Origin of the sequence: Paenibacillus vietnamensis (assembly GCF_020169515.1) — a bacterium.
Lineage (GTDB): Bacteria > Bacillota > Bacilli > Paenibacillales > Paenibacillaceae > Pristimantibacillus > Pristimantibacillus vietnamensis.
In genome coordinates, this window is record NZ_JAHMHW010000001.1 from 185,538 (window position 1) to 198,712 (window position 13,175).

At 53.9% G+C, this 13,175-nt stretch carries 12 protein-coding genes; all 12 read left to right on the plus strand.

The genetic code is table 11. From position 1 onward, the window contains the following. The first annotated feature begins 1 nt into the window (after nucleotide 1). The 12 genes from KP806_RS00695 (at nucleotide 2) to KP806_RS00750 (ending at nucleotide 13,174) form a co-directional block, all read left to right on the plus strand. Nucleotides 2–1,138, plus strand: a complete 1,137-nt coding sequence (locus KP806_RS00695; protein ID WP_224721637.1) for a serine hydrolase domain-containing protein — start codon at nucleotides 2–4, stop codon at nucleotides 1,136–1,138. A gap of 187 nt (nucleotides 1,139–1,325) precedes the next feature. Further along, on the plus strand, nucleotides 1,326–1,694 hold the full coding sequence (locus KP806_RS00700; protein ID WP_224721638.1) for a helix-turn-helix domain-containing protein: 369 nt from the start codon (nucleotides 1,326–1,328) through the stop codon (nucleotides 1,692–1,694). Next, nucleotides 1,691–2,656 (plus strand): lysylphosphatidylglycerol synthase transmembrane domain-containing protein, encoded by a 966-nt coding sequence (locus tag KP806_RS00705; RefSeq protein WP_224721639.1) that lies wholly within the window; start codon nucleotides 1,691–1,693, stop codon nucleotides 2,654–2,656. The genes KP806_RS00700 and KP806_RS00705 overlap by 4 nt, the downstream gene beginning before the upstream one ends. Further along, nucleotides 2,653–4,131 (plus strand): alkaline phosphatase family protein, encoded by a 1,479-nt coding sequence (locus KP806_RS00710; RefSeq protein ID WP_224721640.1) that lies wholly within the window; start codon nucleotides 2,653–2,655, stop codon nucleotides 4,129–4,131. The genes KP806_RS00705 and KP806_RS00710 overlap by 4 nt, the downstream gene beginning before the upstream one ends. A 30-nt stretch (nucleotides 4,132–4,161) precedes the next feature. Continuing rightward, nucleotides 4,162–4,920, plus strand: a complete 759-nt coding sequence (locus KP806_RS00715; protein WP_224721641.1) for a glycosyltransferase family 2 protein — start codon at nucleotides 4,162–4,164, stop codon at nucleotides 4,918–4,920. Nucleotide 4,921: 1 nt separating this feature from the next. Continuing rightward, nucleotides 4,922–6,481 (plus strand): hypothetical protein, encoded by a 1,560-nt coding sequence (locus tag KP806_RS00720; protein ID WP_224721642.1) that lies wholly within the window; start codon nucleotides 4,922–4,924, stop codon nucleotides 6,479–6,481. A gap of 30 nt (nucleotides 6,482–6,511) precedes the next feature. Continuing rightward, nucleotides 6,512–7,576, plus strand: coding sequence for a hypothetical protein (locus KP806_RS00725; RefSeq protein ID WP_224721643.1), 1,065 nt, complete (start codon nucleotides 6,512–6,514; stop codon nucleotides 7,574–7,576). Nucleotides 7,577–7,648: 72 nt separating this feature from the next. Next, on the plus strand, nucleotides 7,649–9,130 hold the full coding sequence (locus tag KP806_RS27735; RefSeq protein ID WP_224721644.1) for a stalk domain-containing protein: 1,482 nt from the start codon (nucleotides 7,649–7,651) through the stop codon (nucleotides 9,128–9,130). Nucleotides 9,131–9,216: 86 nt separating this feature from the next. Continuing rightward, nucleotides 9,217–10,131, plus strand: a complete 915-nt coding sequence (locus KP806_RS00735; RefSeq protein WP_224721645.1) for an FTR1 family iron permease — start codon at nucleotides 9,217–9,219, stop codon at nucleotides 10,129–10,131. A 12-nt stretch (nucleotides 10,132–10,143) separates the two neighbouring features. Continuing rightward, nucleotides 10,144–10,905: a hypothetical protein gene (locus KP806_RS00740; protein ID WP_224721646.1), complete on the plus strand. Its 762-nt coding sequence runs from the start codon at nucleotides 10,144–10,146 to the stop codon at nucleotides 10,903–10,905. A 131-nt stretch (nucleotides 10,906–11,036) separates the two neighbouring features. Next, complete coding sequence (locus KP806_RS00745; RefSeq protein WP_224721647.1) at nucleotides 11,037–11,726, plus strand: response regulator transcription factor; 690 nt, start codon at nucleotides 11,037–11,039, stop codon at nucleotides 11,724–11,726. 2 nt (nucleotides 11,727–11,728) lie between these two features. Beyond that, on the plus strand, nucleotides 11,729–13,174 hold the full coding sequence (locus KP806_RS00750) for a sensor histidine kinase (protein ID WP_224721648.1): 1,446 nt from the start codon (nucleotides 11,729–11,731) through the stop codon (nucleotides 13,172–13,174). The last annotated feature ends 1 nt before the right edge of the window (nucleotide 13,175 follow it).

Here is a 13,175-nt window from a genome sequence, read left to right on the forward strand (position 1 = left end):
AATGGACTTTAAGCCATTGTCTCAATTTATCGACCGCATCACCTCTTGGCGGATTCCATGGGCGGAGGTGCTGGTCATGCACCGGAACGAAACGGTTTTCCGTTACCGGAACGGCTTTGCCGACCTGGAAGAGAAAACGCCGATCGAAGAGGGGCGGATCATCAATATTTACTCGATGACCAAAATCATGACGTGTACGGCAGCTCTTCAGCTCATTGAGAGGGGAGCGATGCTGCTGAACGATCCGATAGCGGCCTATCTGCCGGAATACGCCGAAATGAACGTAAAGAGAAAGCTGCCGGACGGCGAAGTCGTACTCGATAAGGCAACGAGGCCGATTACGGTGCGCGATCTGTTTACGATGACGGCCGGGTTTTCCTATGACTTTGGAGCGCCTTCCATTAAAGAAGTCGTGAGAAGCACGGACGGCAAGGTGCCGACCCGCGCCTTCGCCGCGGCGCTTGCGAAGGAGCCGCTGCTGTTCGAGCCTGGCACGAGGTGGAATTACAGCTTGTGCCATGATGTTCTTGCGGCTCTTGTCGAGGCGGTGGACGGAAGGCGCTTCGGCGAGTATATCCGAGATGAGATTACCGGGCCGCTCGGCATGCGCGACACGGGCTTCGATCTTTCGGATGAGCAGAGAAGCCGTCTCGCTCCGCAGTATGAATACAACGATAAGCTTGGCAAGCCTGTACGCAAGGACGGGAACGGCTTCCGGGTCGGAACGGAATTTGAAAGCGGCGGGGCGGGTCTTCTGTCTACCGTGAGCGACTACGCTCTTTTTCTGAATGCGCTCACGAATCAGGGAACAAGTCCGGACGGCGTACGCATTTTGTCGCCGGCGACGATGGATTTGATGCGAACGGACCAGCTGACCGAGCCGATGAGAAGCGATTACGGTTGGGACCAGCTGAAGGGCTACGGATACGGACTTGGCGTCCGGACACATATTTCCAAAGCCGTAAGCGGATCGCTCAGCCCGCTTGGAGAATTCGGCTGGAGCGGCGCCGCCGGCTGCTTGGCCGTCATCGATCCGGCTTCGCAGCTGACCGTCATGTATGCGCAGCACATGCTGAACAACCAGGAGCCGTACGTGCATCCTCGCTTGAGAAATATTGTATACGCCTGCCTGGCGTAAATATAGGGTGAAGGGCCGCGTTTCCGGACGCGGCCCTTTTTTTGTTGAGGTGAAAAAAATTTATTTTTCACATCATTTTCTCATTTTCGTTCGCTATAATTGCCTAAGAGTTCGGAATGATAATCATTATCAAGTTGCATTCGGATCGAATCCGGTGCAGTCAGCATAGCAGGAAGGAGGCGGGGGAGTGAACGCTCAAACCTTAAACCGGGCCGTCCATTACCATCGAAAACGCACCGCAGGATTCAGGGATCGATTGCAGCGGAGAAGATACATGATCCTTCAGCAGCTGATCGAGAGCGGCCCGCTATCGACTGGGGAGCTTGCGATTCAGCTGTCGATGACCATACACGCCGTTAGAAAAGCGGCTCTAAGCTTAACTGTCAGCGGCTTAGTCGCAAGGGATGAGTCAAACGGTGAGCGAATGACCGTCACGGACACCGGCATGCGGGTCTGGAAGGAGGCCGACCGGGAGAAGCAAAGGTGGCTGGAGCGCCAATCGGCTCTCGGCACCGCCCTTGAGCTTGAGCCGTCCGTTAGCGCCCGGGTAAGATGAAGGGAAAATCGTTAGCCGCGTATGGCGGTCTGGGACTTTTGATCATTTTCCTGATGTTAAGCTGGCAGCTGTTCGACCTTCACCTTCTGGTCGAGCAGCTGCGGGGCATGCTCGCCGAGCCCGGATGGCTGTTTTTTATGTTTGTCGTCTACCTCCTTTCCTTTGTACTGAAAGCGGCGGCCTGGCAAGCCTATGCCGGACGCGAGCATCCGTTCGGGCTATACCTTCACGGCATATTTTACAGCTTGCTTGTCAATCACCTGCTGCCGATTAAGGCCGGTGATTTCGTACGCGCCGGTCTGTTAATGAAGAAAGCGCGGATGAGGTGGGATACCGCTCTTCATTCCGTTGTGATGATGCGGTTGACGGACTTGTTCGTTTTAGGGACGATTGCCGCAGCGGGCATGCTCGGGCTCGGGATGGCCGTTTCGTGGTATACGATAGCCGGGGCGGCTGCGGCGGCACTTATTTTAGGAGCTGCATTGAAGCTTATGCCGATCCGGCGCTGGCCGTTCGTTAGCCGTCATGCTGAGCAGTTCAAGGCGGTAGCGATCTCCAGGCAAGGGCCGTATATTTTTGCTCTGGTTGCCGCCAGCTGGGTGCTTGAAGCGGTTATTTTGTACGGGATTGCCCGAATGGCGGACATCCGGCTTGGCGCTGCCGCCTCGATTTGGGCGAATAGCGTAACGATAGGAGGCCAGCTCTTTCACGTCACGCCCGGCGGAATAGGCACCTACGAAAGCACGATGAGCGGAACGCTTGCGCTGCTGGGAGTCGACTGGGAGAAGGCCTACGCAACGGCTTTGCTGGCCCATGCTTTTAAATTCGCGGTGTCGTTCCTTGTTGGCGCCTATTCCTTACTTCGAATGCCGATCGGCTTACAGGAAGCAAGGGGATGGCTGCGCATGCCGCGGAAATCTGACTTACAAACGAATCAAACGAGCGAGAGGATATTCAAATGAAACATGCATCATCTTTTGAGATTGTGGCGGCAAGATGCTGGAATCTGCTGAACGAAGGAAAGCCGTTTACGCCGATATTCACCGTTTCGGTCTTCCTTCTGTACCGGTATGACCAGTGGCTGAACGGAGGCTTCTGGACGGCCGCGGGCCTAAGCCTGCTTATGATTTTGCCGGTGCTGGCTATATTTTATCATTATGATTTTCCGTTGTTTCTAAGAAACTATTTGTGGTTTCCGGCAGTAGCGGCGCTGCTGCTGTGGGAGCCGGCCCATCTTCCTCTGCATGCGCTGTCGATCGGCCTGTATCTGTTCTTCACGATCTACTTCTGGGGAACGTTCTATTACCGGATGCGAATCGGCACGTCCTGGTGGAACTTTAGAAGGTTCTGGAAGCTGGTGCTCAAGAACAGCGACTCGACAAGCGGCAATGCGCAGGAACAGCTGCCGAAGCTGCTGCTGCTCCTGTTTCTCTGGGATCATTTTTATTCCTTGCTGTCTTCGGAAAGCTCCTGGACCGCAGCGCCATTCGGGGATGAAGTGACCGTACTCGCTGTATTCACAGCCTGTTTGTGGCTCTACAGCTGGATTTTGCATCGTTATCTGTTCGATTGGAAGCCTAAGGAGCCGGAGCGTTTCACAAACGGGCCTGACCCTGCAGGAAAAGCCGTAAACGAGAAGGTTATTGTAATTGTAGTCGACGGCATGCGCAAGGAGCGGTTCGAGGAGGCCGATGCGCCGTTTCTCAAGAAGCTGAGGCAGGAAGGAACCGAGTATACGCAGATGGAGACGGTATATCCGGCGAGAACGGTCGTTTGCTTCTCGTCGATGTTCACCGGAGCCTACCCGAAGGACCACGGCATCCGTTCCAACATGGTATGGAAGCTGGGCATCCGGGTGGAGAGCATCTTTGATTCGCTGCGGAAGATCGGGAAGAAGGGGCGGCTGCTTGGCATCGCCCATCTGATCGACTCGATGGGCGACGATGTGGAAAGCGTAACGGCGGTTATGCATAACGACAAAGCGGACCGCAACATTATCGAGCGCGCCAAAAAGATCATGGCCGAGCAAAATCCGGATTTATTCGTGGTGCAGATGATCGCGGTCGATCAGACCGGCCACAGCATGGGCGTGCTGTACGACGAGTATTTGCAGAAAATCGCGGAGGCCGACAGGCTGATTGAGGAATTTGTAGGCTGGCTCCGTGACCAGGGCATGATGAAAAATACGACGCTCGTCCTTTGCGCCGATCACGGCCAAGCCGACGGCATCGGCGGTCACGGGCATTTGGACGAAGGAGAACGGTTTGTGCCTTTCTTCCTGCACGGTCCTGCCGTTCGGCAAGGCTGCAGAATCGATGAGAGACACTCGCTCGTTTCGGTTGCCCCGACTCTCGCTTACTTGCTCGGGGCGCCATATCCGAACTCCAGCCGCGGACCGGTGCTGACCGAGGCGTTCAAAAGTGATGACCAGGCCTGAAAGGAATCGCGTGATGAAAGTAGGTAAATCATGAAATCTTCAGTCAACAAGAAGCTTATCGTATTCATACCGGCTCACAACGAGGCAGGAAACATTGAGAGCGTCATTGCCCGCATCCCGAGAAGCTTCCATCCCGATTACGACGTTCAGGTGATCGTAATCGACGACGGCTCGACCGACCGGACGGTCCAAGCGGCTAAGGAAGCCGGCGCCGATTATGTCTACTCCTTCGGGAAAAACAGAGGGCTCGGAGCCGCCGTCAGGGAAGGCTTGGCAAGGTGCTGCATGCACGATGCCGATATCGGATTGATGATCGATGCGGACAACGAATATCCGCCGGAGCAAATTCCCGATGTCGTCGCACCGATCATGAACAGGTCGGCGGACTACACATTCGGCTCGCGGTTTAAAGGAAGCATTGCGGGAATGAGAGTGCACCGCCGGCTGGGGAATTACTTGTTTACGCTTCTCCAGTCCGTCCTGCTGCGCAAATGGATCTATGACGGTCAGTCCGGCATGCGCGGCTTTTCCCGCGAAGCGATGGAGTGTGCGGAAATTATTCACGATTACAACTATGCTCAGGTGCTGACCTTGAATTTGCTAAGGCAAGGATTTCGCCTCGAAGAGGTTCCAATCTCCTACAAGGTAAGGACGCAGGGGCAATCCTTCATCAAGTTCCGTCAATACGTAACCTCTGTCATCCCGGCGATTTATAAGGAGATGAAGCGGCCGGTTGTCCGCCGCAGCTCCTTCGTCTCAAGCAGACAGGTAAGGGAAACGTCAGGTTAGCATGTCGCGGTCCGTATTCATACGTTACTTCTCGATTAGCGCTGCCTGTATAGCCATATTGATGCTATTCGTTCTGAATTTGCATTACGCCAGTCCGTTTGTACGTTCATGGGATGAAGTGGATTTTGTCCTCGCTGTCGACAGGTTCGATCTGCTCGCGATGCAGCCCCACTTTCCGGGATATCCGTATTTTATTGCGGGTGCTAAGCTGATCCATCTTTGGCTCGAGGATCCTGTACAGTCGCTGATCGTGTGGAATGCGGCGCTTGCCGGCAGCGCAGCCGTCCCGATCGCGCTGCTGGCCAGAAAGTATATCGTCGCTGGAGCTGCCGCCTGGGTGCCGGTTTGCGTACTGTCGCTCCCGTACCTGTGGCTGATGGGCTCAAGGCCCATGTCCGAATGCGCGGGCATCGCCGTGCTTTGGTGGTACCTGTGGAGCGTGCGCTGCGCAGCGGACCGTCCTCGATCGAACGTCCGGTTAGGGGTCGCATTGTTATTGTTCAGCATACTGATGGGAATTCGCTTGTCGTACTTTCCGTTCGGCATGGCGCTGCTTCTGCTGCTCATTTTCCAGTATAGAAGCGCCCCGGAGGGAAGCGGAAGGCTGCGCAGACTGCTCCTGGCACTGGCGGCCGGAGCCGGAGCCCAGCTTGTCTGGATCGGCGGGCTGGTTCTGTCCGAAGGGACGCTGCAGGGCTTCTGGCAGCTGTCGATGGCATTTGTCGCCGGACATTTCTCGGAATGGGGCGGGGGCATCGTCTCGGTGAAAATGCCGATCGGGCTGCGGTTCGTCACGTTATTTTCCGATCATCTGATCCGGGACGTATGGCTGAGCCGATCGGCCGTGCTGGCAGCGTGCTACGGCTTGCTTATCTTCGCAACAGGATTTGGAATCATCCGGCTGAGGGGCGGCGGGAGGCAGACGTTCAGCGTTCCAAAGTATGCCGGGTGGCTGCTCATCTGTTTGGCCGCATATGCGGTATGGGTATTGCTCGGTCAAAATATCGAGAAACCGCGCCATATCGCACCGGTCGCCGGACCGCTGCTGCTCATGTTGTTCGCCGCGGCTCTGAGGACGGCGCAGGTGCTGAAGCGGCCTGCGGAGGAAAGCCGCCGCTCCCGATGGAATCGGGCTGCCGCGACAGCGATTCAGCTGTCCGTCGCAGCGGTCGCAGCCGTTCAAGTCATCACCGGCCTGCAGCAGCTGGAGCTTCAAGCCGGACAGCAGCCGGCCGTCTATCAGCTCAATAATTATATGAAAGAAATAGAAGAGCCTCTTGTTTTGTACACATGGGAGGAAACCCGGGTGCTCGGATATTTGCAGACGGATTATGAGCACCGGAAGGTGTATACGTTCGATTATTTTTATTCGCTCGCACAGGCGGATACCGGCAGACGGATATTTTTGACGGATCATGTGCTGAGCGGTTTTTTGAAGCAAAATGAGGCTTCGGCATCGCAGGTCGTGCCTGTCGCCCATTTTGTCTCAGATCCGTTATTAGACCCGGTCTATTCCGAGATTACGCTTTACGAGTGGAAAAGACAGGATGAACCTAAATAGAAACATACGAACAGACAGGGGAGAGTGCAAGTGTCTAGATGGTTAAAAAGCGGTCTGGCGGCGATTGTCTTCTTTTTATGGCTCGCTCCGGCCGGCGTTTCGGCTTACTCTTACGGAGATGCGAATACGGAGGATGTTGCCGAGACTTTTAAAGTAATCGCATCTGCCTTAAACGGAAGCAAGCCGGATTGGAAAACGGCTGCCGACACGCATCAGGTAAGGCGTTCGGAAATTAAATCGCATTTTGGCGAATCGGTTGCGCTGACGCTGGATAAAAATCTGGAAGCAAAGGACAGCAAGCTGCTGATTGCCAATTACAAAGCGGTTCTCGTCATGAACCTGGACCGGCGGTTTACATACGCCCTGAAGGATGTAGAGGACTACGCGGCAGCAAAGCTGCTTCTGGCCAAAGCGAAGGCTACCTTCGATACGCTTGCTCCGTATATGTCCTCCGGAACGGACGACATGAACCGGGCTTTCGAAGACGCGCTGGAAGCGCTCGGCAATCCCGGCTTGTTCGGAGTCGGGCAGAAGGACGCCGATCCGGAATTGTTCAAGCAGAAGGTCAATTTCATTTACGGAAAAGTAAAGCCAAGCTTTCCTTACAAAGCCTATGTGAAGCCGGCCGCCACAGAAAAACCGGTCAAGCAGCCGACTGCAACGCCGAAGCCGCAGCCGAAGCCGACCAAAGCGCCTGCCGCGACAAGCAAGCCGGCAGCAAGCGCCAAGCCGGCCGCAGCCGATGCGGAGAAGGAGACGGAAGCGGCGACGCCGACCCCGGCGCCAAGCACCGAGCCGGAGGAATCGGCATCCGCGAGCCCTGAAGCATCGGCGAGTCCGGAGCCGTCCGCAACGGACGAGGCGGCCGCAGCCGAAGCTTCCCCGCCTGCCGCGACCGGCAGTCAGACGGATGAGCCGGCAGCCGATACCGAGGCTTCTGCACAGCCCGCATCGGGTGAGGAGCAGGCGCTGGGCCATGCACCCATGGAGCGGTCCGATAAGACAAATCCGATCGTTACGGTGTCCGTCATCGCGGGAGTCGCCATAATCGGCGGCGGAGCACTTTGGTTTATACGCAAAAAAGGTTTTATGTAAGATTCCATTTCACAATTCCAAAGTGACAGTGAAGTTGAATCGTATCTTAATCATATATGAGGAGAGATGAAAGTGCGTAAGTTATTATCCATTGTTATCAGCTTTGCCCTAGTTTTTTCTTCCTTTTTCATGCTGGCTTCCGCAGTCGGCGCTGAATCGAAATTCGGCATTACCGAGGATGCGGATATCGTCGCCAAGGTTACGGCTTTTGCGGAGATTAAAGCTTTGTTCACAGAGAATACGGATCTGAACGCCGTTAAAGACTTCTATGTTACAAATTTCCAGACCGATGTCAAACGCATTGACGCAACGATCAAGCCCGACGATCCGAAAATCGATGAGAATGTTTCGTTCGTACTCGAAAATGCGATCAAAGGAAACCTTAACGCAGGCCAAGCTAAACAAGCGGTAGACAAAGGCCTTCAATGGTATTTCTACTTCAGCATGCGCGATCTGATCAGCAACAAGGTTAGACCTGCACTGGCAAGCGGAGATTATAACACGGCCAAAACGGAATTTGAAAAGGTAGTACAAATCTATGAAGGCGTCATCCAAAGCACTGTTCAAAAACGCGACGACAAGTATGGATTGCATATGGTCGCTATTTTGCAAGGCACGATCGAGCAGCTGTTGACCGACATTGAAGAAAAGAACGTCAACGATTTTAACGTGCACCGTCAAGTGCTGGACAAAACGATTATTAAAACGTACGCGCTGGCTGCCCTGACTTATGCAACGACTATTCCGACGAAGCCGGCTGCCGATCAGCCTGCTGCAATTACGGAAGGCTACTTCCTCTTCCTGCCTGTATATACTTACCTGAGAGGCGGAAGCGTCGAGGACGCCAACTACATTTTGAATGCATTTGCATCCGGAGACGCGAGCAAAATCGATAAAGATAAAATTCAAGCGGCTATGCAGCGCACGATGATCGGCAAAGTATCCGAATACGTGACAAACGCATTTGTGAAGCTGGCTGCCGGAGATTTGCAGGGCGCTCGCGGTTACGCGATGGAAGGCAACATGTTCTTGTCCTCGCAGGAAGTGTTCTTCACCAAGGAGGAATATGCGGCGGCGGCAGCTTACGCGCAGCAGTTCGCCGATGCGATCGACAAGTCGGATGTTCGTACAGCCGGGTCCGCTTCCTTTAAAATGCTGAAGTACCTGGTTGCCAAAGACGGAACGCAAATCAAAGTGGGCGACAAAACGTACAAAGTAGACGGACAGTCCCGCACAGCGGTTAGCGCGCCGTTCATCAACACGAAGACTTCCCGTACGCTCGTTCCTGTCCGCCTGATTGCCGACGCAATCGGTGCCGAGGTAGGCTTCGACAATTCGACGAAGACGGTTTCCATTATCAAAGACGGCAAAAAGACCGAACTGAAGCTGGGCTCCGACAAAGTCGTGCAGGACGGCAAGGTGAACGAAACGGTGAAGCTGGACCAGCAGCTTATCATCGTGAAAGGCAGCTCGTTCATTCCGCTCCGCGCAGTTGCCGAATTGTTCGGTAAAGGCGTGTTCTACGAGAAAAACGAAATCATTATCCTCCGCTAATCGACTGTCCATTTCCGGGAGACGCCTGCGCATCATGCGCAGGTGTCTTCCGCCATGTATTCAACTTACAGAACGGGGGGCAAAATATGGATGTACAATCATTTCTGATTACGTTCCGTGAGGCGCTCGAAGCGATTTTGATCGTTGGCGTCATTCTGACATATTTGAAAAGAATCGGTCAGACGGAATGGAACAAGTGGGTATGGGTCGGGGTAATTCTCGCGCTGGGCGCCAGCTATGGCGTTGCTCTGGTCTTTCAGACGGTGTTGACAGGCTTCTCAACGATGGGCAGCCAAAATTATTTGAAAATCGGCATTATGCTCGTCTCCTGCGGGCTTCTCTCGCATATGGTGCTGTTCATGAGCCAGCAAAGCCGCAATTTGCAGGGGAAGGTCGAGCACAAAATTTCAACGATTCTTACCGTCGGCGGAGCGCTGAATATGATTCTCCATTCCTTCCTCGTTGTCGTCAGGGAAGGCGTAGAAACCGTGTTTTTTTTCGCGGCGATTACGGGCGGAGATATTCAGAAAGCGCTGCAAAGCTGGGGGGCGTTGATCGGTCTGATTCTCGCCGTCATCGTCGGATATTTGTTTTTTAAAGGAACGAAAAAAATTCAGCTTAAAACGTTTTTCCGCATCACCGGCGTGTTTCTCATGATGATTGCGGGAGGTCTTCTGGTTCAAGCCGTCGGCATCATGCAGGATATCGGCATGATCGGCTCGGTCTTCCGGACGCCGGGCGGCGAGATCGGTGAGATTTACAATCTGACGGCGATTATGCCCGAGCATCCGCTCGACGAAGTCCAGTATATCCGCGACACCGGCGAGCATCCGCTCATTAACGGGCAGGTCGGTATTTTCTTCAAAGCCTTCCTCGGTTATTCGCAAAACCCGTCCGTAGAAGAATTTCTGCTGTATTGGGCCTTCTATTTGATGATTGTGATTCTGCTGGGATTGCAAAAAAAACGGAGCGAAAACATTCGGGCTGCAAACCAGCAATAAGGAGAGAGAATGTTGAAAATCGGAATTATCGGTTACGGACATGTAGGAAAAGCGATGTTTAAACAATTCCCGGCTGCGGCGGTTTACGACGGGCCGCTTGGCATCGGGAGCCGGGAGGAGCTCGGCGGTCTAGATGCGGCCTTCGTCTGCGTGCCTACGCCCGAAGCCGCTGACGGCAGCTGCGATACGTCGGTCGTCGAGGAGGTGCTGAGCTGGCTCGAGGCGTCGGTCATCGTGATCCGCTCCACCGTGCCGGTCGGCTTCACCGACAGCCAGATCAGGGCGACCGGAAAGCGGATCGTATTTCAGCCCGAATACTACGGCGAAACGGCCGCACATCCGTTCTCGGACTTGACTTCGAGAGGCTGGATGACCTTTGGCGGATTAAAGCCGGATGTGAAGCTTGCCGTGAAGGCGTACCAGAGCGTTTGCAATGCGGAGGTCAAATTTGTGATGACGGATGCCCGCACCGCAGAGCTGGCCAAATATATGGAAAATTGTTTTTTGGCGCTGAAGGTTACGTTCTGCAACGAATTTTACGAGATTGCGCAGGCCTTTGATGTCGATTACTCCGAATTAAGAGAGGTTTGGCTGGAGGATCCGAGGATTGGAAGAAGCCATACCTTTGTATACGAGGAAAACCGCGGCTTTGGCGGGAAATGTCTACCCAAGGATTTGAATTCGATGCTGCATCAGGCCGCAGGGAAAGGCTTGAATGTCGGGCTGCTGCAGGCGCTGCGCACGAGAAACGAACAATTTAAGAAAAACGATTGATTGGCGTACGGTTATCGCATAAAATAGGTTCATGCACAATAATGATAATCATTTTCATTTATTATCCAGCATGCATGTAAGTAGGGCCGGCATAAAAGCATGGCTTTAGCCTTGCGGGGGGAAAAGGCGTCGTGAAAAAAGTTTTGCTGATTGAAGACGAGAAAAATATGTCACGTTTTATCGAGCTTGAGCTTCAGCATGAGTCGTTTTCGGTCACCGTTGCTTTCGATGGCAACACGGGGCTGCAATTAGCGCTGTCCGAGGATTGGGACATTATCCTTCTCGATATTATGCTGCCCGGAATGGACGGACTCGAGATTTGCAGGCGGGTTCGTTCCTTTAAATTTACGCCGATCATCATGTTAAGCGCCCGAGACAGCGTTTCCGAACGCGTATCCGGACTCGATTGCGGAGCCGACGATTATTTGCCCAAGCCGTTCGCCATTGAAGAGCTGCTGGCGCGCATGCGGGTCGTATTCCGGAGGCAGCGGGCAGAGGAGAAGGAATACGGGAAAGATCTTCTCCCTATCCTTTCCTTTCAGGATTTGAGCCTGGATCCGAATTCGAGAAAGGTATGCCGGGCGGGTCTGCCGATCGAGCTGACCAAGCGCGAATATGCTCTGCTAACGGTGTTTTTAAGCAACGCGAACCGGGTGCTTGACCGCGAGACCCTGCTGGATAAAGTGTGGGGCTTTGAGGTGGCCGTCGATACGAATGTCGTGGACGTCTACGTCCGGTATTTGCGCCGCAAGATCGACCCTCCCGGTGAAGCCAGCTATATTCAGACGATGAGAGGCATCGGATACGTGATGAGAAAATGAGCTTGAAAAAATGGACGGGCTTTTACTTTCGGATGCCGATCAAGTTCAAGCTGACCTTTTGGTCAACCTTGCTTATTATGGTGCTGTTCGTCGGGTATAATGCGCTGCAGTACATGTTTATGGAAAAGTGGATTATCCACCGTGAGAAAAAAAATGTGCAGCACAGCATGAACTCCATCCTGAACTACTTCCTCGAAGAGGAGGAGGAGTTCCGGCCGGAAAATCTGGCGAAGATCAGGCTGTATTTGGGTAAAATGAACCGGGACGACCAGCGGATCCGGATTCTCGGGGCGGACAACCGCCCAATGCTGACGATATCCGATAATGTGCCGGAAGCGGGACTGGAGACGGTCTCCGTTCCCGGTCGGCAGGTCGGCATTTACAAGGTGGACGGCTATTCCCTTCTTATTCTGAGAAGCCCGCTCATTATTCACGATTTTACCGGCACGGTGGAAATCGTGAAGAGTCTGGCCCAGTTTGAGAGTCTGACAAAATCCATTTCGCAGGTGATGTATGTTTTCGCTTTGGGTGCGGTCGTTTTAAGCATACTTGTCGGCTGGCTGCTGACGCGGAATTTGCTGAAGCCGCTGCAGGGGATGGCCGAGACGATCAGAGACATCAAGGATAAAGGGATGCAGGAAAGAATGCGTCCATCCCTGAATGGAGACGAAATCTCAACGCTGATGGTTATGTTCAACGGCATGATGGATCAGGTCGAGGACGCTTTTCGGCAGCAAAGCCGGTTTGTCGAGGACGCCTCCCACGAGCTGCGGACGCCGATCGCCATTATCGAAGGGCATTTGGCGCTTCTGCGCAGATGGGGGAAGGAGGATCCCGTCATTTTGAACGAATCGCTGGACGCCTCCCTGGAGGAGTTTGCGCGGTTAAAGCGGCTCGTGCTCGAGCTGCTGGCCTTGACCCGGGCTGAGAAGGAATCGCGGAATGCCGAAGCTCTGCTGACGAATCCGGCTGAAGCGGCCGGGAAAATGGTTGAACGATTCGCGCTTATTCATCCTGATTTCCGGCTGGATACCGATTTGCAGAGGCTGAGCGGTGTCAGCTTGCTAATCACGATCGAGCATTTGGAGCAAATTTTGCTCATTATTTTGGATAATGCGGTCAAATACTCCTTAGAGCTTAAGGAGGTTTCCGTTAAAGCATCCGTGAACGGGACACAAGCCGAAATTGACATTATCGATTACGGAATGGGAATTCCCGAAAAGGATTTACCGTTTGTGACCGACAGGTTCTATCGGGTCGACAAAGCGAGAAGCCGGGAGCTTGGCGGCAACGGGCTGGGCCTTGCGATCGCCAAGCGGCTCGCTGAACGTTACCAGGGTAAGCTGTCCATCCGTTCCAAGGAGCTTTCGGGCACGACGGTTACGGTCAGCTTGCCCTGCTTGGCTAAAGAAGGGAAGCCGGTTACGGACACCGATCGAGGAGGGTAAA